Below are 21819 nucleotides of genomic sequence, written 5' to 3'. Positions count from 1 at the left end.
CACCTTCGGTCATACGCATGTAGTACGTGCGCCGGTGCACCTGCCATCGTCATTTTGATCGACACGCTTGGCCAGAGCCATAGCGTGCGCCGCAAGCCGAATGCCCTGTTCCGCGGAACTTGCAAGTCAGGCTTGAAAGCATTGATGTGCTTATGCTGCTTCGCGCGACGCCTTCTTGCGCTCGTGCTCCTTCAGGAAACGCTTGCGCAGACGAATGCTCTTCGGCGTGATTTCAACCAGTTCGTCGTCCTCGATAAATTCAACTGCGTACTCCAGTGTCAGCTGAATCGGCGGGACCAGGCGCACTGCTTCGTCGGTACCGGATGCGCGCACGTTGGTCAGCTGCTTGCCTTTGATTGGGTTGACAACCAGGTCATTTTCACGCGAGTGAATGCCGATGATCATGCCTTCATAGACCGGATCGTTGTGGCTGACGAACATGCGGCCGCGATCCTGCAGTTTCCATAATGCATAGGCAACCGCAGCGCCATCGTCCTGCGAAATCAGCACACCGTTGCGACGGCCTGCCAGTTCTGGCTTGTTGCTGTCAATCGGCGAATATTCGTCAAAAATGTGACTCATCAGGCCGGTGCCGCGTGTCAGCGTCATGAATTCCGACTGGAAGCCGATCAGGCCCCGTGCAGGAATACGGTATTCAAGGCGCACACGGCCCTTGCCGTCCGGTTCCATGTTTTGAAGGTCGCCACGACGGCGGCCGAGTTCTTCCATCACGCCGCCCTGGTGAGAGTCTTCGACGTCAACGGTGAGCAGTTCGTAGGGTTCACACTTGACCCCATTCACTTCCTTGAACACCACGCGCGGACGGGAAACGGCGAGTTCGTAACCTTCGCGGCGCATGTTTTCCAACAAGATGGTCAGGTGCAGTTCGCCACGACCGGACACTTCGAATGTCGTATCGTCACCAGTATCGGTCACGCGCAACGCCACATTGGACTTCAGTTCGCGGTCAAGACGATCACGGATCTGACGGCTGGTGACAAACTTGCCTTCACGACCGGCCAGCGGGGAATTGTTGACCAGGAAGTTCATCGTCAGCGTCGGCTCATCAACCTTCAGCATTGGCAAGGCATCAGGCTTGTCAGGCGCGCACACGGTAGTGCCGATGCCCAGCTCTTCGATACCGTTGATCAGAACGATGTCGCCAGCGGTGGCCTCATCGACCAGCACGCGTTCGAGACCCTTGAACTTCAGTACCTGGTTGATCCGTGCCTTGGTCGGTGTCGAGTCGGGGCCATTCATGATGATCACATCCTGCAGCGCCTTGACACGGCCGCGGCTGATACGGCCGATACCGATCTTGCCGACATAGGAAGAGTAATCAAGCGAGGAGATTTGCAACTGCAGTGGGCCGTCCAGATCGTCGTCACGTACCGGGACATTTTCCAGTACGGAGTCAAACAGCGGCTTCATCGTGCCTTCGCGTACGTTCGGATCGAGGCTGGCGTAGCCATTCAGCGCCGAGGCAAAAACAACCGGGAAGTCGAGCTGCTCTTCGGTCGCACCGAGCTTGTCGAACAATTCGAATGTCGCGTTGATAACCCAGTCAGGGCGCGCACCCGGACGGTCGATCTTGTTGACCACAACGATAGGTTTGAGGCCCAGGCCAAGCGCCTTGCGGGTCACGAAACGGGTCTGCGGCATTGGGCCCTCGACCGCGTCGACCAGCAACAGTACGGAATCAACCATCGACAGTACGCGCTCGACCTCGCCACCGAAGTCAGCGTGGCCAGGAGTGTCGACGATGTTGATATGAGTGCCTTCGTATTCAACCGCGCAGTTCTTGGCGAGAATCGTAATGCCGCGCTCTTTTTCCAGATCGTTGGAGTCCATCACGCGCGTATCCACTTGCTGGTTTTCGCGGAAGGTGCCGGACTGACGCAGCAGCTGATCGACCAGAGTGGTTTTGCCGTGGTCAACGTGAGCGATGATGGCGATGTTGCGCAGAGCGCGTTTTGTGTTTGACATGGTGTGTGAGCGCGAGATTCGATGAACCGGAAATTATAGCATGCTGCGACGCAAGAAAATAATCAAAAATTCTTGTATTTCAATGGCTTGCGTCGGACGAAGAGGTATATGGACAAACAGAGTGTGAAAAAATTCGCGAAAATTCCATGCAATTTTATGTGTGTAATTTACACATTGAATCACATGGCGATGAGGCGCTCGGGAGCAAGAACGCCGTGGGCCAATAGCTGCGCGGTACCGAGTAATTGTGCACCTTGCTGACGGTAGACGCGTACCCTTCCCGGCCTGATATGTAAGGGATCATGGGTTTTGCCTGGCGGCAGTCGCTGCCCATGTATAAACCGCTCCGCAAGCTCTTCAGGCAAGGATACCGCTGGGAAAGTAGACAATAACGCGTCAACGGGTGCCAGCATGCTGGCCCGCTCTGGCTCTGTCGTTGCGGACAAGCGTTCGATGGTGACTGCATTATCGAGTGTAAGACCGCCCACTTCAGTACGCCGCAATCCTTGCAAATGGGCACCGCATCCGAGTGCATCACCGATATCCTGGCCGAGGACGCGGATATATGTTCCTTTGCTGCATTTCACGCGTAAGGTCAGCATCGGCGCCTGATAATCCAGAAGTTCCAATGTGTGGATGATTACCTGCCGGGCTTCGCGTTCCAGGGTAATGCCGGCACGTGCATATTCATACAACGGCTTGCCATCGCGCTTGAGCGCGGAATACATAGGCGGCACCTGGTTGATCGGCCCGCGAAAACGAGCGAGAACTTGTTCGATTTGCGCCAGATTGACCGCAACAGGACGAGTCTCCAGCACTGCACCTTCAGTATCGCCGGTTTCGGTGGTGATACCAAGATGAACTACGGCTTCGTAGGTTTTATCGGCTTCCAGCAAATCCTGGGAAAACTTTGTCGCTTCGCCAAAGCAAAGTGGCAATAAACCGGTGGCAAAGGGATCAAGCGTGCCAGTGTGGCCAGCCTTCTTCGCACTCAGTAGCCATTTGGCCTTCATCAGCACATCATTGCTGGAAGAACCGGCTGCCTTGTCGAGCAAGAGAACGCCATGCACGGGGATGCGAATTTTTTTCGGCTGAGTGGAAGCCATGTGAGCGGATAGATAATGTCGTGATGAACTAGCCGATGCAGGATGAAATGCTTATTCGGGCTTTGAATCTGTCTCGTTGTCCGCGTCCGCGGCACGTGTGGCATTGGCCTCATCGATCAGTTTCGACAGTGCCATCCCGCGTGCGGTGGAACGGTCATGGACGAAATGCAGCTCGGGTGTGGTGTGGATGGTGAGACGGCGCCCTAACTGACCGCGGATGAAACCGGATGCTTTTTGCAATCCGGACAAGGTATTCTGAATTGCTTCGTCGTTATCAATCAGTGTTGTAAAAAACACTTTTGCGTGAGCGTAGTCGGGCGTCACCTGTACTTCGGTGATCGTAATCATGCCTACACGCGGGTCCTTCAGTTCGTAGGCGATGATTTCAGCCAGGTCGCGTTGTATCTGGTCTGCGACGCGAACACCACGACCCGGAATCGATTTGCTGTGTTTAGCCATGCTTTGCTACTTTCTTCTTACTTTTATTGCTTATCAGTCGGAACGCACTGCGCGGTCCGGGTATGTGGCGGTTTGCGATGCGGTTGCCGTATAGGCATTGTGCGTCTACCCGTCACACCTGGACGGCGCAGTCTGAATCGAGAATTAGCCGAGGCTTTTTCTTGTGACCGGTAACAGTCCCCAATGTTGCATGGCGCTGCTTATGGTTTTTGGCGAATTGACCTATCGGGCTTCGAATTTTGCCGAAGTTTAAGGCATCGTCAAAGATGCAACTCTTGTACATCGATCTTCTTGAAACACAATGCGCCGCCGCACTTGTAGTACGGCGGCGCATTGGAGAAACAGCCATCATGCGTTAGGTATTACGCTCGGCGGCGTGCAGTGCGTTTCTTCCAGACTCGATTACAACGTACGTGCCACTTCCTGCACCTCGAAAACTTCCAGCTGATCGCCTTCATGGATGTCATTGAAGTTCTTCAGTGACAAGCCGCATTCAAATCCAGCCTTCACTTCCTTCACGTCATCCTTGAAGCGTTTGAGCGAGTCAAGTTCGCCTGTCCACACGACCACGTTGTTGCGTAGCAGACGTACCGAGGAACCACGCTTGACCAGTCCGTCGAGCACGTAGCAACCGGCGATCGAGCCAATTTTGCTGACATGGAACACCTGGCGAATTTCCACCAGGCCCAATGCCTGCTCACGCTTCTCCGGAGACAGCATGCCGGACATCGCTGCCTTGATTTCGTCTACCGCATCGTAAATGATGTTGTAGTAGCGAATGTCGATGCCGCTGGTTTCCGCCAGCTTGCGTGCCGAAGCATCGGCGCGCGTGTTGAAGCCAATAATGACTGCCTTCGAAGCGACCGCGAGGTTGACGTCGGATTCGCTGATACCGCCGACTGCTGCGTGCACGATCTGTACGCGCACTTCGTTGGTGGACAACTTTTGCATCGAATGCACGATCGCTTCTTGCGAGCCCTGTACGTCCGCCTTGATGATCAAAGGCAGATTCTTGACTTCGCCTTCGGCCATCTGTTCGAACATGTTTTCCAGCTTTGCTGCCTGCTGCTTCGCCAGCTTGACGTCACGGTATTTGCCCTGACGGAACAGTGCGATTTCACGCGCCTTGCGCTCGTCGCCCATGACCATAACTTCTTCACCGGCTGCCGGCACTTCGGTCAAGCCCTGGATCTCGACAGGGATGGATGGACCTGCTTCGTTGATTGTCTTGCCATTCTCGTCCAGCATTGCGCGAACACGACCGTACGACGAACCGGCAAGCACAACGTCGCCACGCTTGAGCGTACCGGATTGGACCAGCACGGTTGCAACCGGACCGCGACCTTTGTCGAGCTTGGCTTCGATGACCAGACCCTTGGCATGCGCGTCAACCGGCGCCTTCAGTTCCAGCACTTCAGCCTGTAACAGCACGTTTTCCAGCAAATCGTCGATGCCTTGTCCGGTCTTTGCCGATACCGAGATGAATGGCGATTCGCCACCATAGGCTTCAGGCACAACTTGTTCCGCAATCAATTCCTGCGTGACGCGCTCGGTATTGGCACCCTGCTTGTCGATCTTGTTGATCGCGACGACGATGGGCACACCTGCAGCCTTCGCGTGAGCAATCGCTTCCTTCGTCTGCGGCATTACGCCGTCGTCAGCCGCCACTACCAGGATGACGATGTCGGTCGCCTTCGCACCACGGGCACGCATTGCAGTAAATGCCTCGTGACCCGGCGTATCGAGGAAGGTGATGATGCCACGTGGCGTTTCGACGTGATAAGCGCCGATGTGCTGTGTAATGCCGCCAGCCTCGCCTGCCGCGACTTTGGCACGACGGATCGAGTCAAGCAACGAGGTCTTGCCATGGTCAACGTGACCCATGACCGTGACGACCGGCGCACGCGGCACTGCTTCGCCTTCGGCAGTTGCGCCAGTTTCCTCAAGCAGTGCTTCCGGATCATCCAGCTTGGCGGCAAATGCCTTGTGCCCCATTTCCTCGACCAGAATCATGGCCGTTTCCTGGTCCAGCACCTGGTTGATGGTAACCATCTGGCCCAGCTTCATCATGTGTTTGATGACCTCAGATGCCTTGACCGCCATCTTGTGCGCCAACTCGGCAACCGTGATGGTTTCAGGGACATGCACGTCGCGCACGACAGCTTCCGTTGGCACTTGGAAATTCGATTCATGACGGTCATCGCCATGAGAGGAGCGACGGCCTTTCGGACCACCACGCCAACCATCGCGTCCACCAGGCGTCGTCGAGGCGCCACCACCGCGTGTTTTGATGCCACGCTTTTTAGCGGCGTCGTCCTGCCATGTCGACGAAACGTTAGCCGACTTGATGGATTTCTTGTCGCCCGGCGCGGGCTTCTTGTCCGTGGGCTTTTCTCCTACCGCGGGTTTTTTGTCGGTTGGCTTGTGCAGCGTCCCTTCGGCGGCCTTGGCAACGGGAGCCGGTGCCGGCTCGGGAGCCTTTACCACCTTGCGCGGCTGGCTCATCATCGCTTTGATCTGAGCAACCTCGTCCGCTACGGCCTTGCGTGCGCGTTCGGTCGCGGCGGCACGCTCGGCGGCCTCCTTGGCCTCCTGCTGGGCGGCCTTCTTCTTCGCCTCGTCGTCGTCCGCACGCTTTTTCTCTTCAGCGACGGTCAGGTCAGCCTTGGCAGCCTGGGCAGCCTGCTCAGCAGCAGCCTTGGCAGCCTGTACCTTACGAGCTTCTTCGGCTTCGCGCATAGCCTTCGCTTGCGCTTCCTTCTCCGCTTCGAGTTTAGCGAGATGCTCCTGCTTCTCACGCAGCTCCGCTTCCTGTCGTGCAACCAGTTCAGCCTGACGGCGTGCTTCTTCAGCCCGGCGCGCTTCTTCGGCCTCGTCGACGACAGGGGCAGCCGGTGCTGGCGGCGCAGTATTTTCTTCGACTGCCGGCTCGTCGCGCTTGATGAAGGTGCGCTTCTTGCGCACTTCGACCTGAATCGTGCGCGACTTGCCTGTGGCGTCGGCCTGCTTGATTTCTGTCGTTTCCTTGCGCGTCAGCGTGATTTTCTTTTTCTCGCCATCCGGTATGGTGCCGTGCGAGCGACGCAGGTGGTTCAACAGCTTGTCCTTGTCTTCTTTGGACAAGGCATCGGACGCCGAACTTTTCTCGACGCCGGCAGCGCGCAGTTGCGTTAAGAGCAAGTCTGCGGGCATCTTCAGTTCGGTGGCAAATTGGGCTACGTTGTTACTCGCCATTCAGTCCTCTTTTCTATGTGGCACGACAGATGATATTGGAGCGTTCGCGATCATTTAGCTTCTGCCAGCTCCCGCGCTTTGGCTTGCAACGCCCGAGCACGATCGTCGTACTTGGCGTCGATCAGGCGCATCTCATCATCGGTCACATCTTCAAATTGGTTTTCAATCAGCTGACGGGCGCGTTCGATCGGCAATGCCAGGATCGAACCAAACTCGTCATAGGCCAGCCCGGCGAACGCGTCAAGCGTCTTGATACCGGCCAGGCCCAGTTTTCCTGCTGTCACGCGATCGATACCGTCAAGGTTGACCAGGGCATCATCCATGCCTTCCAGTCCTTCTTCGGAAGCGATCGCTTCGGTTACCAGCGCATCGCGTGCGCGGTTGCGCAGCTCGTTGACGGTGTCTTCGTCAAATGCCTCGATGTCGAGCATTTCAGTGATCGGTACATAGGCAATTTCTTCAAGACTGGAGAAACCTTCATCAACGAGGATGTCGGCCACTTCCTGGTCTACATCAAGCTTTTCCATGAACAACCCACGGATGACCGCCGTTTCAGCCGCAGATTTGTCTGCCGACTCTTCGGCTGTCATGATATTGATTTGCCAGCCAGTCAGTTCAGATGCCAGGCGTACGTTCTGTCCGCCACGGCCGATAGCGATCGCGAGGTTTTCCTCATCGACCACAACATCCATTGCATGCTTTTCTTCATCCACAACAATCGACGATACATTTGCTGGTGCCAGAGCACCAATCACAAACTGTGCCGGGTCTTCAGACCACAATACGATATCGACACGCTCGCCACCGAGCTCTCCAGTGACAGCCTGCACACGCGAGCCGCGCATGCCGACACAAGTACCGATCGGGTCAATCCGCTTATCGTTTGTAAATACTGCAATCTTGGCGCGTATGCCCGGGTCGCGTGCCGCTGATTTGATCACCAGCAAACCTTGCTCGATTTCAGGCACTTCCAACTCGAACAGCTTCATGATGAATTCTGGCGCGGTGCGTGACAGGATCACCTGCGGACCACGCGCATTGCGGTCGATGCGCAGAATGTACGCGCGAACACGATCGCCAATACGAAGGTTTTCCTTCGGAATCATCTGATCCCGTGGCAGACGAGCTTCAATCTTGCCCGATTCAACAATCGCGTCGCCACGCTCCATACGCTTGATGGTGCCTGTTACCAGCGCATCGCCGCGTTCCAGGAAGTCTGCAAGAATTTGTTCGCGCTCGGCATCACGAATACGTTGCAGAACGACCTGCTTGGTGTCCTGTGCAAAGCGTCGCCCAAAGTCGACCGATTCAATCGGCTCTTCGATGTAATCATCCACTTCAATATCAGGGATCTGCTCTTTTGCCTCGAAATGCAACACTTCCTGATCAGGCAACTGCAGGCCCGCTTCGTCCGGCACTACATGCCAGCGGCGGAAGGATTCGAATTCACCAGACTCGCGATCAATGGAGACGCGCACGTCCACTTCGCCGTCGTAGCGTTTCTTGGTCGCTTGTGCGAGCGCATGCTCGAGCGCTCCGAAGACGATTTCTTTATCGACATTTTTTTCTCGTGCCAGCGCATCGACCAACAACAGTACTTCGCGACTCATGCTTTGCGACTCCTAAAGTCCACTTTCGGCACCAACCGTGCCTTATCCACATCGGCAATAACAAATTCCAACATCGCCGGCCCATCTTTTCCTTCAAATTCCAACTTTAGCTTGTCGCCATCGGGCTCATGCAAAATCCCTTGAAAAGACTTGCGATTTGCCGCACCAGGCATCGGCATGCGCAGCTTGACGATCGCCTCCTGCCCGGCAAACCGGGCATAGTCGGCAGGCTTCTTCAACGGCCGGTCCAGGCCGGGCGAAGAGACTTCAAGCCGTTCGTAAGTTGCATTTTCGACCGTCAGCACATGGGAGAGCTGATGACTGACCTTTTCGCAGTCTTCGACCGTAATGCTCCCCCTTTCCGCCTCTTCTGGCGGAAAGTCAATGTATACGCGCAGCAGGCCATGCGCCGCCTGCTCCAGGTCAACCAGCTCATAGCCCATGCCTACAACGGTTTTTTCAACCAGTTCCAGCAACCGCAAACTTATTTCTCCATAAAAACAGGATAAACCCGCAATCTTCGCAAAGTGTTTAACAAAAAAAAAATGGGCATGTGCCCATCTCTTTTTATCGTTCCACCGCTTTGCGCGGCGCTCCCAACAAGGCGCACACTTGCGGATGCGACCTTTGTTAACTCTCTAATTATAAACAATTATTTAGCGCATCGCAATGCTAGAGCCGTCCTGCCGGCCTATGCAAGGCAGATATTTCCTTCGGCGAAACGATTTCAGGCTGCTCGAACTGGCCTTGCGATCAGCCGCGAGAACGTCTACGTGGCAAACCTTGCATTGCGGTCATGCCGCGACCCGGCGTCGCAGGCCCACGGCGTCGATGCTGACCCGCATCCGGAAAGCCCAAAGCGGTTTGCAGTGGATCCGGTTGACGGCTGCGAGTCTGACCTTGCTGCCCCTGTTGGCCTCGAGGGTTAGTCCGTCCTTGTTGCGGCTGACCACGCCTGCCGGGCACCGCTTTTTCGACGACATTGCCATTGCGCTCACCACGCGACTTGCCGTTTTGCATCGGCACCACACTCTTTTCAAGGCCGCTAAGGCTCATGAGCCCGCGCACCGCATTTTCATCCAACTCTTCCCATCGTCCCCGCTTGAGGTTACTTGGCAATGTCAGCGCACCATATCTGGTTCTGATTAGACGAGAAACGGTAAGACCGATGGCTTCAAACATACGCCTGACCTCCCGGTTGCGTCCCTCTCCGATCGTAACGCGATACCAGCGATTGACGCCTTCGCCGCCGCCGTCCGCAATTTTAGAAAATTGCGCCACGCCATCGTCAAGCTCCACTCCGGACAGTAGCTTTTGTCGCATACCTTCTTCGAGTTCGCCCAAAGTACGGACGGCATATTCACGCTCGATGTTGTAACGCGGATGCATGAGGCGATTCGCAAGGTCGCCTGATGTAGTAAATAACAGCAGACCTTCCGTATTGAAATCAAGCCGTCCGACCGCCAGCCATTTACCGGCTTTCATTTGGGGTAGACTTTCGAACACGGACGGACGGCCTTCTGGATCGTCATGGCTGACAATCTCTCCGGCCGGCTTGTGATAGATGAGCACACGCGGCGGGCGCTTGCTTACCTTACGCTGAATCAGTTTGCCATTGATGCGCACCTGATCTGTCGCCAGAATACGCTGGCCGATGTGCGCCGGCTCACCATTCACGGAAACGCGCCCGGCGATAATCAACTCTTCCATGTCACGGCGCGAACCAAGCCCGGCTTCCGCCAATACTTTGTGCAATTTCGGTGCGTCATCTTCTGCGGTCAGATCACGCCGTGCCGACTTGCCAGGCGCCGACCTGCCGTCGCGTCGCGCCTCGCCATCAACGGATGCATCGAACGCTCCCGAGGTAACCAATGCAAAAATGTCTTCCGCCCCGCCACTTCCGCCCCTTGCTTGGGGCTTGCCCGGCACATTGCCTTTTCGTCCGCCCTGCCTCGGCTTTTGCCCCTGGCCGCTGGAAGTATCCCTATGGCTGTCTTCGCGTCTGCCGGAATCGGCATTGCGGCGTGGGCGCTGGCTCTTCTCGCCACTGCCGGAACGGACAGGCATGTTGGCGCCACTTTCTACCTGAGCCGGGGCGGAACCGGCTTCAGTAGTAACGCCATCGGCGCCCCCATCCTGCTTCGGTACACGTGTACGTCTTAGGCTGCGCGGCCCTCGAACACCACGCTTTACCGGCTTTTTCTTGCCCTCCTCACCTTGGACGCCTTGAACATCAACAGTTTCAGAAGCCGATGTTGGACGTTCGCCGGACTCCGACCTTTGGTCGGCATCAGCAGCGACAAGCGCTGTTTCATCATTGTGGGAAGGCAGATTCATTGTTCGGTTCTTAGTTTTGCTGGCTTGGCGTTGCGTCATCCTGTGCTTCCGTGGCGGGTTCGGCCTCAAACGAGGAAATTCCGGTGTCCGCCTCCGGAATGACATCTTGAGATGCCGCGGGAACGGGGCTTGATTCGTTGTGCGTTTCAGCGTTTTCTGAAGCGGCTGGATCTGATACAGCGGCATCCCCAGAAAGTGGCGTCGCTTGTGCGGCCTGATCCGCTTCCACGTGTGCATCCGGGTTAATCGCTCCCGGGGCAAGCGTCGCTTGGATTTCACTCTGGAGAGCCTGCATCTCGGGCAGCATGCCACCCTGCATTTCTTCCTTTGTGACCTGCTGCAGTGGTGGCAACTGGTCCAGTGACGTCAATCCGAGATCATCAAGAAACTGCCGGGTTGTTGCGAACAATGCCGGTCGACCAGGAACATCTCTATGTCCGATAGCCTCAATCCAGCCTCGGTCTTCGAGCATCTTTATGGTTTGCGAGTTCACTGTGACGCCACGGATTTCTTCGATGTCTCCGCGCGTCACGGGCTGGCGGTAAGCAATAATTGCCAGTGTCTCGAGCGTGGCGCGCGTGTACTTGGGCGGCTTTTCGGGGTTAAGCCGCTCAAGGTATTTCTTCATTTCGGGACGACTCTGGAAGCGCCATCCGGTCGAAAGAGTGACGATTTCGATACCCTTGTCGACCCAATCGTTCCGTAACTCTTCCAGCATTGCCTTAATGGTATCGCCACCTACTTCTTCATGACCCTCGCCATCTTCCGCGAAGAGCTTTTTCATGTCATTGATGGACAGCGGCTCATGCGCGCAAAGCAACGCGGTTTCGAGGACTTTCTTAGCCTCAATAGTATTCATGTTTTTTGCGTATTGTTCTTCACTAACTCAGTGCAGAAGTTATCGTCAACGACAGGCGCCGCGAGACGCAGTCCGGCCAGAGAAAACCCGTTGATGCTTTCCGACGCCCGATTTATTGGAGTATTTATGAGGGCGGGAATAATAAGACTTAAAAGACTTGGTTGCGGGGACAGGATTTGAACCTGTGACCTTCGGGTTATGAGCCCGACGAGCTGCCAGACTGCTCCACCCCGCGTCTGAAGAGAAGAAGTATATCCTGTATCGACTAGCAACGCAAATGCAATCATCCCGGGCAATGATACACTTGGGCTGTGCATGCGCTTGTCTCAATTGTGTGAAACTTGATACAACAGATTCAATTTCGCTGCAAAAACCGGTATACACAACTCCGTGTAGCTGAATCATTTGTCAACCAGGCTTACCCAGGCCTTTCATCTTTTCGCGTCCGACCTTTATGAAATTCTGTTCTGAATGTGCGCATCCTGTGTCATTGCTGGTTCCACCGGATGACAACCGTCCGCGCTTCGTGTGCGAACAATGCGGCACCATCCACTATCAGAATCCGAAGATGGTGATTGGCTCCATTCCTGTATGGGAGGAAGATGGGACGACCCGCGTTCTTCTCTGCAAGCGCGCGATAGAGCCACGCTATGGTTACTGGACGCTACCAGCCGGCTTTATGGAAAATAATGAGACCACCACGGAAGCGGCACTGCGCGAAACGTTTGAGGAAGCCGGGGCACGCATCGAATTACATGGCCTCTTCTCGCTCCTGAATGTCCCGCACGTCCACCAGGTACACATGTTCTACCGCGCTACGCTGCTTGACCTCGATTACGAGGCTGGAACCGAAAGCCTCGAAGTGGGATTGTTTGCCGAGGAAGATATCCCGTGGAGCGATATCGCCTTTCCTACCGTCGGGCATACACTCAAGTCATTCTTCACGGATTTGGCACGCGTTCGCAGCGAAGGCGGCAATTATGGTTTGCACACGGAAGATATCCGCAAGCCGATGCGCCAAACCGATTGAGGTAATGCATAGGTGGCAAGGCGTCTAACTTACCCGCCCATTACTCATGGTTGTGCTAGTTTGAGCGCCAGAACCTGTCCATCAAAGGCTTGACGCTGGTTCCATGGATAAAGATTGACATCACTATGACGACGAGCGTGATGTGAGTCAACTCACGTCCGAGGTCATGCGGCAATCCATGCTGAATCGCATACATCAAGTAATAGACGGAACCAATACCGCGCACGCCAAACCAAGCGGTAATATTGCGTATGCGCCGGGTGGTGCTGGTTCCCGCAAGTCCGATCAACACGCTGACCGGGCGCGCCACCAGGAACACAAACAGGGCCACCCCAAACGATCGCCAGTTCCACGCGTCCAGCGATAGCATACCGCCCAATAGCAAGACCAAGGTCAGCTCCGACAACCGCTCCAGATGCTCCTTAAACACCAGCGCCCCCAGACTGACGGTAGGTGGCGCCTCGTTGGTCGGACTGTTGATGGCGGCCACCGATTTTGACGTATCCCCTTCCAGCATCCCCTGGCGATTTTTGGGTGCACCGGCCAGGGTGAGTTCGGTCTGGCGCAATGCCACTCCGGCAAAGAACACGGCAAGAAACCCCCATGCCTTCAAGCCAACGCTCAGGCCATACACCACGGCAATCAATCCTAGGCCGACGAGGTCGTCCAGCACTTCATGCTTGCTCTCACCGCTGCGCAACTTCCAGCCTAACTTTCCGAGAAGGGAACCGCAGAGCCAGCCGATCAGCACCGCGCCAAGCGTCGCCCAAATCACATCCACTATCACCCATTTTCCGCCGAAGGATCCGATCTCATGTAACCCAAGCAGACCAAGGCCGAGCATCACAAAGGGAAATGCGCTGCCATCGTTCATCCCCGCCTCACTGGTCAACGTGAAGCGCAACTGATCCATATCGCCCGGGTGACGGATCTGCACATCAGTTGCCAGCACAGGATCAGTCGGTGCGAGGATAGCGCCGAGCAGTATCCCGGCGCCAAGCGGCAAGCCGAGAACAAAGTAAGAAAAGACAGCAATCAGACCGACGGTGATGGTCATTGACACCCAGGCAAGCCTGATGGGAGGCCCCCAGCGCTTCAATGTCACGGGCACTGGCATCTTGACGCCTGCCGAAAACAAAGAGATCAACACAGCAATTTCTGTCAGCACTTCCAGCAGCGCGGATTGTTCCAGCGGATCGAAATTGAAGATGTTGAGAACTGTCGGTCCCAGTATGAGTCCTGCGGACAGATACACAATTGCCGAAGTAAAGGGCAGCCGAGCGATTGTTGTTGCGGCAAGCCCTCGTGCCAGCATCAGGACGCCGATCAAGAGAAACCATTGTGTATTTGTCATATTTTCAAATTAAGCCATTGGCACGTGGTTTGATCGTAGACCTTATCCATGTCAACTTATTCACTTTTGCTCGGCTTTCATTTCTAAAGCTAATTCCATCCATACGTGCGCATGGTCAGTTTTGCGCAAGCTTTGCGTCATAAAGTGTTTCATTAGCGAACTTAGCCTCTCGCCATGCAGTCGAATTGCACTGGAGTTACTTCGCCAGGATGCCGTCTATGGAAACATTACTCGACATGGATTTCAGCATTGCAGAGCACGCTGCCGACTCGATTTTTATCACTGATACTGAAAGCCGTGTCATCTATCAAAACCCGGAAGCCCGCCGGATGTTTCAGCTGGACGATAAGGAGATCCTTGGGTACTCGGTCATCGAAAAACTTCACCAACATCACCCCGATGGAAAGCCAATTAACCGTGAGCAATGCAAGGTATATCGCGCGGCTGCGTATGGCGAATCCGCTCGCGACTTTGTGTGGTTGATTTCTCGCGACGATGGATCACAATTTTATGTATCCGGCACTGCATCTCCTCTCTATGCAGATGACGTACGGATCGGCGCGGTGTTTTTCGGAACCGATATTACTGCGCGGCAAAATGCGGAAGATGCCTTGATTAAAAGCACCGAGAAACTGCAGCTAGCCATCGAAGCAGCGGAGTTGGGCATGTTTGACTTCTACCCCCAAACCGGCGAAGTCGTATGGTCCGAAAAAATGCGGGAGCATTTCGGTTTACCTCCGGACGCGTCAGTCGATGCCAACACTTTCTATTCGGGTATACATCCAGATGACCGGGAACGTGTGCGTGCAGTTATCCATGAAGTATCGCGACCCGACGCCAGTGGACGTTATCAGCTTGAATTCAGGACGATAGGTCTGATCGATGGCAAGGAGCGATGGATTTCACTGCGTGGACAAGTGCACTTTGATACAGATGGCAATGCGATTCGTCGCGTGGGTGTGACGGTTGACTTTACTGAAAAGCACGAAGCAGAAAAAAGAGTGCAAATCGCTGCGCAACACGACAGCCTGACAGGCCTGCCCAACCGCGCACTCTTGTTTGAATATTGCGAACATCTGCTAGCGCAGGCACAACGTATTGGGGCCAACAGTGCAGTCTTGTTCGTCGACCTTGATCGCTTCAAGCCGATTAACGATCTGTACGGCCATGAAACTGGTGACAAAGTGCTCCAGGAAGTTGCGCGTCGGCTCCTGCACTGTACGCGCAAAGAAGACGTGGTCAGCCGCCTGGGTGGCGATGAATTCATTGTAGTCCTGCCACGTGTCCATGGCACCGAAGATCCGGAAACCGTCGCGCAGCATATCCTTGATACCGTTTGCAAGCCCATCCGCGTCGAATCACTACATCTCACGGTGTCACCCTCGATCGGCATCAGCTTGTTCGAGAAGCATGCCAGCGATCTGGCTGGATTGATTCGTTGCGCCGATCTGGCGATGTACGCCGCAAAACGCGCAGGCCGCAATACCTTCAAGATTTACTCGCCTGAGCATCAACAGTTTGCGATCGAACAGGTCAAACTTGAACAGCATCTGAAGGAAGCGCTGGATGCGAACAAGCTTACGCTGCTTTATCAACCGGTCATCGATATTGCCACTGGCGAGGTGGTCGGTGCTGAAGCCCTGATTCGCCTGCCGGACGCGAACGGGACACTGTTGGGTCCCGATCAGTTTATTCCGATTGCAGAATCGGCCGGCTTGATTGACAGGCTTGGCCTGTGGGTGACACGGGAAGCCTGCCGTCAACAGCAGGACTGGACAGAATCGGGACTGACGGTACCAAGCATGGCCATCAACGTATCGGCCTCACAGTTCCGGCATCCGGAGTTTGCCTCGCAACTAACCAAGGCGATCGACGAATCCGGCATGGATCCCTGCCACCTGGAAATCGAGTTAACCGAAAGTACCGTAATGGACAATATTCCGGAAGCCATTGCAAAGCTGACGCACCTCAAGTCGCGCGGTGTGCGTATCGTGCTCGATGATGTGGGGACCGGTTACTCCAGCCTCAGTCACCTGAGCAACCTGCCGCTTGATAAGCTGAAGATCGACCGTTCCTTTACAGACAATCTGGAGTCCAATCAATCGAGTCAGTCCATTGCAGACACAATCATCGGCCTTGGGCGCGCTCTCAACCTTGAAGTCGTCGGAGAAGGCATCGAATCCGAGGAAGCCATGAGTTACCTGCGTCACCACGGATGCGATCAAGCACAAGGCTACCTGTTCAGCAAACCGCTCTCCGCCCATGACTTCGAGTCATGGTGTCGATCGCGGACCGGACATTATCACTGATTGCCCGGCGGGTGTTTTCCGCGGGACTGGCAACAGCAAGCCAGCTCAAACCTCAAACACGACACACTCCGATTCATCGCAACTGGCACCTGGAATCGGAATCATGCACCACTCATTTTCGTTTGCATGCAGTCATTAACGAAAAGACATATGAAACTATTGGAAACAATTGAAAACCGCGAGGCTTTGCTTGATGCAATGGTCCACAATGCATTGGATGGAATCATCGTGATCGATGCGCACGAGATTGTCCATGCATGGAACCCGGAAGCGGAACGCATCTTTGGCTGGCCGTCCGAAGAGGCAGTCGGCAAGGCCTTGAATGCTCTCGTGGGCCTATCAGGATTGTCGATGGGGAAGCGCCGCGATGCAGGTTTCGATCCGAGCAAACGCATGCACGCAGCAGCCCGCCATAAAGACGGGAAACCGCTAACGGTCGAGCTTGCTATTGCATCCGTAGATGTCGGTGCCCAAACGCTGTTTTGTATTGCGATCCGCGACATGACCCTGGCGATGGTGGCTGAAGCGAGGCTTCGGAACAATCACGCCCAACTGAAGCAGGAACTGGACGCGTGTCAGCGCATGCTTGATACCACCCCGGACGTGATTTGCGCCATCAATGCATCCGGCGCATTTGTGCAGGTCAGTGCGGCATCGCAGCGCCTGTGGGGTTATGCGGCGACAGAATTGATTGGCCGGCCGGCGTTCGAACTGGTACATCCGGAGGATCGCAAGAAATACAACGACACCATCCGCAGGCTATGCCTGGGTGAGACGACGTCGATACAGCCTTTCGAGAATCGGTTCGTTCATCAGGATGGCCATCCTATCCACGTAAGCTGGACCGCAAACTGGTCGGAATCCGACCAGCATCTGTATTGCGTTGCGCGGGATATCACCGAACTCCGACATTCGACGCGCCGGCTTGCTGAGCGGGAGCAGCGTTTTGAATCCTTGTTCGAGCATCATCCGGATGGCGTATTCGCATTTGATATCAATGGAAATCTGATATCGGCCAACAAGGCCTTCGCTCAGCTAACGGGTTATTCTGCGGCCGAACTCTCGACAATGTCATTGCGTGCCATGGTAGCGCCGGAAAGCCTGAAGATAGTTGATCAGCATTTCATCGAAGCAACCGAGGGCAATGCATCAAGCTTTGAAACGATGGGGTTACGTAAGGACCATAGCAAATACGACGCGCACATCACGGTGGTGCCGATTATCGTTGACGATGCAGTAGTCGGTGTTCATGGCGTCGCACGCGATGTCACGCACAGCAAGGATTATGAGCGCCGCATCGAGCATCTTGCCACTTATGATGGTTTGACAGGCCTTCCGAATCGCAACTTGCTTGATGACCGTATCAAGCATGCGATTGTGCAGGCCGAGCGTCAGGGTGGCCGGGTTGGTGTCCTGTTTCTTGATCTGAACCGGTTCAAGATCGTCAACGACAGCCTTGGCCACGATAAGGGCGATATCCTGCTGCGCATCATGGCAGACAGGCTGAAACAGTGCATACGTGAATCAGACACGGTGGCAAGACTTGGCGGCGATGAATTTGTCATCGTTCTTGAAGATGTGCGCTCACCGGAAGACGTGATCGGCATCGCACGCAACCTGCTCACCGTGATCGAAAAGCCCGTGACGCTTGAAGGTCACGACTTCAGTGTTTCCAGCAGTATCGGCTGCAGTCTCTACCCGAAAGACGGCAACGACGCGGCGACTTTGCTAAGAAACGCCGACCTTGCGATGTATGAAGCCAAAGCAAGTGGCGGCGGTTCTTTCAGGTTTTACAAGGCCGACATGAATGAGCGGGTCAAGGCACGGCTGATGCATGAACGCCAGCTTCGCCTTGCACTGGAGCGTGAAGAGCTGGTCGTCTATTACCAACCCCGCGTCGACATCAACAGCAATAAAATCGTCGGTGCTGAAGCTCTGGTTCGATGGCATCATCCCGAACGTGGCCTGGTGCCGCCAAATGAATTCATCCCGCTCGCAGAAGAGGTCGGCCTCATAAACGAACTGGGTGAATGGGTTTTGAAGACCGCATGCCAGCAAAACCGTTTTTGGCAGGAGGCGGGTTTGCCTGGTCTCAAGGTATCCGTCAATCTTTCTCCCTATCAGCTGGCTCCCGATTCGACCATTACCCATGCCGTACGTAAGTCGCTTACGCAGAGCGGTCTCGATGCGCGCTGGCTCGAACTCGAGATTACCGAAAGCAGCTTGATGCAAAATGTCGAATCGACATTGACCAAACTGGCTGAGATACGAGATGCCGGCGTATCGATTTCAATCGATGACTTTGGCACCGGTTATTCGTCTCTCAGTTATCTGCGTCGATTACCGGTAGACACCCTCAAGATCGATCAGTCTTTTATCCGGGATATTTCCGGAAGCCGGGACGATGCCGCAATTGTGTCGGCAACCATTGCACTGGCGCACACTATGCAGTTGAAGGTTGTGGCAGAGGGCGTGACGAGCGAAGAACAGATCCGGTTTCTGGAAGAACATGATTGCGACGAGATGCAAGGTTTCTTTCTCAGCCCTGCAGTTCCTCCCGATGAAATGCAACGATTATTGCACCGTGGCCGCGCCCCGTCAGTACCACGGGCGCATCGATAAGATCGTGGGTGCCGTTTAGCGGTATTTGCATCCCGTTTGAAAAATATAGCCGACTAAGGCCCGGTGAATGCTGCGGTACCAGGGGAAAAAGGACGTGATAAGCGTGGGTCAGGACTGGATAATGCCAATATCTTGGGCGATGCAGCGCCGATACTGAAGGCGAGGCGCAATACTCCCCCCCTCGGCACAGGACTTGCTCAAGACTGACGCATTATTCAATTTCCTCAGAAGACCGATATGTGCGCCTCAGATGAAATGATCGAATCGATGGTCGCTTCCTTGAGCGAAGAAGCAAGTGACACGGACCGGCGGCTCTTCAAGCATGCATTGCGGCAACTGGTGAAGGTAGCCCGCGAGGAACAGCTGGAAGCGATTCAGGAAGATTTTGACGTTGTCTACAACGTCCTCCGCTTTCGCTGAACAGAATCCCAAAAAGTGGGAAGTCGCCAGTATCAGACCACGGAACGTCGACAAGACGGGGAGCGCGAGAAGTAGCGGTGTGTCTGCTCACGTCTTGCCGGTCCGGCAATTAGCTCAATGGTATGCCTGCCTGCTACCAGTTGGTTTCGCTTTCGGCAGCAGAACTGATTTGGTGCTCCAGAGGTCGGCGCCATCGAATTCCTGTTCGGGATCGAGACGAATGCCACCAGCTTTTTCAGTACGCCATACCTGAGGGCATCTCCCAGTGCGGCAATGGCAATTCCCAGCAGCGCACTGATCAACTGCGACATGAGGACACGCCGCCGATGCCGCCAAGGGACGGTTGGCCAAAGATGCCAGCTGCAATTCAGCCGCAGGCTCCGCCCAGGTCGCGCAACGGTCATACATCCGACAACCCAACAGGCCGTCAATCTTCCATTTGTTTTGGGTAAGCGAAACATCCAGACGAGTACTGCGCCAGCGATGCCGTCGCTCAAGGCCATTTATTTTGTCGAGGGTCTGTGCACTCATGACGTTACAGCGAAGAAAGCCGTTTTTCTCGGCGAATAGGGACGCACCAGCCAAGAGGTGCAAACCACAAGCAATCGCATAGCCAACAAAAATAGGCAGTTGTCGTAACTGCAAAATCGACTAAGATTTGGACGAGCGCGCCGAGCGTATGAACAGTGCATCCATGCAAGAGTGCTCCCTGTTAATGTGCAATGTGCAAGAATGTCATTTCCTTGTAGCAAGAAATTCCAATTTGGTGCATTTTGCTAAATCTTGATCCCATGGCGCTACAATTCAGGGCCAAAAATAAAATAGCTTTTCATTTCTTACCGTTACCGTACAAGCCCGTGAACCAGTTTGAGGAAACTGCATGATTCCATGGCTGGAACCCGATTCCCCTTTTCCCGATGTCGCTTTTGCACTGACCGAAGAAGATGGCGCGGCTGGGCTGCTTGCTGCAGGAGCCGACCTGTCGCCAGAACGCTTGCTGGACGCTTACCGACATGGAATCTTTCCATGGTTTTCCGAAGGCCAGCCTATCCTGTGGTGGAGTACCGATCCTCGGATGGTGTTGTTTACTGAACGCTTTTCGGCCTCGCACAGTCTGAAAAAAACACTCAGAAAGGTACATAAGAGCAGCTTGACGGATGGGCGCTGGCAGATTCGTTTTGATAGCGCGTTCGAAGACGTGATGCGGGCCTGTGCTGCGCCGCGTCGCGACGGCGCAGGCACCTGGATCTCGGAAGAGATCGTTCGTGGTTATTGCGGCCTGCATCACCGCGGTTTTGCGCACTCGTCTGAAGTCTGGCTGGATGGACAGCTGGTGGGCGGTGCTTACGGTGTTTGTATCGGCAGAATGTTCTATGGCGAGTCGATGTTTGCCCGCAAATCCGATGCTTCAAAGATCGCCCTGGCTTATCTCGTGCACTTTTTGCACGCGCACGGAGTCGAGATGATCGATTGTCAGCAAGAGACTTCCCATCTTGCTTCACTCGGCGCCAGCCCGATTCCGCGTAGCGAATTCATTGCGCACTTGAAAAAAGCGACGCGGCAGGCCCCGATCATCAGATGGGAGCCCCTTGCTTTATTTTGAACACTGTCGAAAAAATTGTTATGCCGCCCGGGCATACGGTGTAAATTAGAAAGGCGCACTTGTCTGCAGCCTTCGAACCACATCGCAGTCGGGCATTACGTATATGACGCATTTAAAAGACCTGCCTTTCGCCACCCTGCAGTTTTACGCCACAGCGCCTTACCCGTGCAGCTATCTTGAAAACCGGCAGGCACGATCGCAAGTGGCGACGCCCTCGCATCTGATCAATGCCGATGTCTATTCCGAGCTGGTAAAGAATGGCTTTCGCCGCAGTGGCATTTTTACCTACCGCCCTTACTGCGATGGCTGCCAGGCATGCATCCCGGTGCGGGTGAAGGCAAATGAATTCATTACCAATCGCAGCCAGCGCCGCGCCTGGAACAAGCATTCGAATCTGGAAACCTGGGTCACAACGCTTGCCTACGTGCCGGAGCATTACGAACTTTACCTGCGGTACCAAGCGGCCCGTCATGCCGGCGGCGGCATGGATCAGGATAGCCGCGACCAGTATGCGCAATTTCTCCTGCAAAGCAAGGTCAACACCCGACTGGTGGAATTCCGTGAAGCCGACGGCACGCTGCGCATGGTCAGCATCATTGATGTGCTCAATGATGGCCTGTCCTCGGTGTACACCTTTTACGATCCCGACGTGCTGGGTGCCTCCTATGGCACCTATAACGTCATGTGGCAAATCGAACAGGCACGAAGGTTGGAAATCCCCTACGTGTACCTGGGTTACTGGATTCGGGACAGCCAGAAGATGGCTTACAAGGTCAACTTCCGTCCACTCGAAGCACTGCGGCATGGCACGTGGCAGGACTGGCACCCTGACCTTTGACCGGGTTTCCGTTTATCCCCATGGCTGGCAAGGGTAAAATAGCGCCTTTTTG

At 55.0% G+C, this 21819-nt stretch carries 16 protein-coding genes and 1 tRNA gene; 6 read left to right on the top strand and 11 right to left on the bottom strand.

What is annotated here, in order from left to right:
* Positions 1-150 precede the first annotated feature (150 nt).
* The 9 genes from typA to ACFQUU_RS08160 all read right to left on the bottom strand — a co-directional run bounded on the left by typA (position 151) and on the right by ACFQUU_RS08160 (position 11826).
* A complete protein-coding gene (gene typA, locus ACFQUU_RS08200; protein WP_382245313.1) occupies positions 151-1986 on the bottom strand; it encodes a translational GTPase TypA in 1836 nt (611 codons plus the stop codon).
* A 179-nt stretch (positions 1987-2165) separates the two neighbouring features.
* A complete protein-coding gene (gene truB, locus ACFQUU_RS08195) occupies positions 2166-3092 on the bottom strand; it encodes a tRNA pseudouridine(55) synthase TruB (RefSeq protein WP_382245310.1) in 927 nt (308 codons plus the stop codon).
* A gap of 51 nt (positions 3093-3143) precedes the next feature.
* The gene (gene rbfA / locus ACFQUU_RS08190; RefSeq protein WP_057292821.1) at positions 3144-3551 is read right to left on the bottom strand and encodes a 30S ribosome-binding factor RbfA; all 408 of its coding nucleotides are present in this window, start codon (positions 3549-3551) and stop codon (positions 3144-3146) included.
* Between the two features lie 402 nt (positions 3552-3953).
* Entirely contained in the window at positions 3954-6785 is a 2832-nt protein-coding gene (gene infB / locus ACFQUU_RS08185; RefSeq protein WP_382245306.1) for a translation initiation factor IF-2, read from the bottom strand.
* A 50-nt stretch (positions 6786-6835) separates the two neighbouring features.
* A complete protein-coding gene (nusA, locus tag ACFQUU_RS08180; RefSeq protein ID WP_382245303.1) occupies positions 6836-8395 on the bottom strand; it encodes a transcription termination factor NusA in 1560 nt (519 codons plus the stop codon).
* Positions 8392-8877, bottom strand: coding sequence for a ribosome maturation factor RimP (gene rimP / locus ACFQUU_RS08175; protein WP_382245300.1), 486 nt, complete (start codon positions 8875-8877; stop codon positions 8392-8394). Before rimP ends, nusA begins: the two co-directional genes overlap by 4 nt.
* A 271-nt stretch (positions 8878-9148) precedes the next feature.
* The gene (rluB, locus tag ACFQUU_RS08170) at positions 9149-10732 is read right to left on the bottom strand and encodes a 23S rRNA pseudouridine(2605) synthase RluB (protein ID WP_382245297.1); all 1584 of its coding nucleotides are present in this window, start codon (positions 10730-10732) and stop codon (positions 9149-9151) included.
* 10 nt (positions 10733-10742) lie between these two features.
* The gene (scpB, locus tag ACFQUU_RS08165; protein ID WP_382245294.1) at positions 10743-11591 is read right to left on the bottom strand and encodes an SMC-Scp complex subunit ScpB; all 849 of its coding nucleotides are present in this window, start codon (positions 11589-11591) and stop codon (positions 10743-10745) included.
* Positions 11592-11749: 158 nt separating this feature from the next.
* Positions 11750-11826, bottom strand: a tRNA-Met gene (locus tag ACFQUU_RS08160).
* Between the two features lie 219 nt (positions 11827-12045).
* Between ACFQUU_RS08160 and ACFQUU_RS08155 the strand changes: the two genes are divergently transcribed.
* Positions 12046-12621, top strand: a complete 576-nt coding sequence (locus ACFQUU_RS08155) for an NUDIX hydrolase (protein WP_382245291.1) — start codon at positions 12046-12048, stop codon at positions 12619-12621.
* Positions 12622-12676: 55 nt separating this feature from the next.
* On the opposite strand, the gene ACFQUU_RS08150 is transcribed toward ACFQUU_RS08155, so the two are convergent.
* Positions 12677-13975, bottom strand: coding sequence for a cation:proton antiporter (locus tag ACFQUU_RS08150; protein WP_382245288.1), 1299 nt, complete (start codon positions 13973-13975; stop codon positions 12677-12679).
* 218 nt (positions 13976-14193) lie between these two features.
* Between ACFQUU_RS08150 and ACFQUU_RS08145 the strand changes: the two genes are divergently transcribed.
* From ACFQUU_RS08145 to ACFQUU_RS08135, 3 genes are all read left to right on the top strand, one after another.
* On the top strand, positions 14194-16284 hold the full coding sequence (locus tag ACFQUU_RS08145) for an EAL domain-containing protein (RefSeq protein ID WP_382245285.1): 2091 nt from the start codon (positions 14194-14196) through the stop codon (positions 16282-16284).
* A gap of 150 nt (positions 16285-16434) precedes the next feature.
* Entirely contained in the window at positions 16435-18906 is a 2472-nt protein-coding gene (locus ACFQUU_RS08140) for an EAL domain-containing protein (RefSeq protein WP_382245282.1), read from the top strand.
* Positions 18907-19143: 237 nt separating this feature from the next.
* Positions 19144-19326 (top strand): hypothetical protein, encoded by a 183-nt coding sequence (locus tag ACFQUU_RS08135; protein WP_057292830.1) that lies wholly within the window; start codon positions 19144-19146, stop codon positions 19324-19326.
* Positions 19327-19358: 32 nt separating this feature from the next.
* On the opposite strand, the gene ACFQUU_RS08130 is transcribed toward ACFQUU_RS08135, so the two are convergent.
* Positions 19359-19637, bottom strand: a complete 279-nt coding sequence (locus ACFQUU_RS08130; protein ID WP_382245279.1) for a hypothetical protein — start codon at positions 19635-19637, stop codon at positions 19359-19361.
* Positions 19638-20206: 569 nt separating this feature from the next.
* Here ACFQUU_RS08130 and aat point away from each other — a divergent pair.
* Positions 20207-20929: a leucyl/phenylalanyl-tRNA--protein transferase gene (aat, locus tag ACFQUU_RS08125; protein ID WP_382245276.1), complete on the top strand. Its 723-nt coding sequence runs from the start codon at positions 20207-20209 to the stop codon at positions 20927-20929.
* Positions 20930-21032: 103 nt separating this feature from the next.
* Positions 21033-21767, top strand: a complete 735-nt coding sequence (locus tag ACFQUU_RS08120; RefSeq protein ID WP_382245274.1) for an arginyltransferase — start codon at positions 21033-21035, stop codon at positions 21765-21767.
* Positions 21768-21819 lie beyond the last annotated feature (52 nt).

The organism is Herbaspirillum sp. GCM10030257 (assembly GCF_042666555.1).
Taxonomy (GTDB): Bacteria; Pseudomonadota; Gammaproteobacteria; order Burkholderiales; family Burkholderiaceae_D; genus Noviherbaspirillum.
This window is presented reverse-complemented; position numbering and strand designations above follow the sequence as displayed.

Coding starts and splice junctions, on each gene's coding strand:
- ACFQUU_RS08120 (WP_382245274.1), top strand. CDS start 21,033: ATGACGCATTTAAAAGACCTGCCTTTCGCCACCCTGCAGTTTTACGCC.
- truB (WP_382245310.1), bottom strand. CDS start 3,092: ATGGCTTCCACTCAGCCGAAAAAAATTCGCATCCCCGTGCATGGCGTT.
- infB (WP_382245306.1), bottom strand. CDS start 6,785: ATGGCGAGTAACAACGTAGCCCAATTTGCCACCGAACTGAAGATGCCC.
- aat (WP_382245276.1), top strand. CDS start 20,207: ATGATTCCATGGCTGGAACCCGATTCCCCTTTTCCCGATGTCGCTTTT.
- ACFQUU_RS08135 (WP_057292830.1), top strand. CDS start 19,144: ATGTGCGCCTCAGATGAAATGATCGAATCGATGGTCGCTTCCTTGAGC.
- ACFQUU_RS08140 (WP_382245282.1), top strand. CDS start 16,435: ATGAAACTATTGGAAACAATTGAAAACCGCGAGGCTTTGCTTGATGCA.
- ACFQUU_RS08145 (WP_382245285.1), top strand. CDS start 14,194: ATGGAAACATTACTCGACATGGATTTCAGCATTGCAGAGCACGCTGCC.
- ACFQUU_RS08155 (WP_382245291.1), top strand. CDS start 12,046: ATGAAATTCTGTTCTGAATGTGCGCATCCTGTGTCATTGCTGGTTCCA.
- ACFQUU_RS08150 (WP_382245288.1), bottom strand. CDS start 13,975: ATGACAAATACACAATGGTTTCTCTTGATCGGCGTCCTGATGCTGGCA.
- rluB (WP_382245297.1), bottom strand. CDS start 10,732: ATGAATCTGCCTTCCCACAATGATGAAACAGCGCTTGTCGCTGCTGAT.
- scpB (WP_382245294.1), bottom strand. CDS start 11,591: ATGAATACTATTGAGGCTAAGAAAGTCCTCGAAACCGCGTTGCTTTGC.
- nusA (WP_382245303.1), bottom strand. CDS start 8,395: ATGAGTCGCGAAGTACTGTTGTTGGTCGATGCGCTGGCACGAGAAAAA.
- rbfA (WP_057292821.1), bottom strand. CDS start 3,551: ATGGCTAAACACAGCAAATCGATTCCGGGTCGTGGTGTTCGCGTCGCA.
- ACFQUU_RS08130 (WP_382245279.1), bottom strand. CDS start 19,637: ATGTCGCAGTTGATCAGTGCGCTGCTGGGAATTGCCATTGCCGCACTG.
- typA (WP_382245313.1), bottom strand. CDS start 1,986: ATGTCAAACACAAAACGCGCTCTGCGCAACATCGCCATCATCGCTCAC.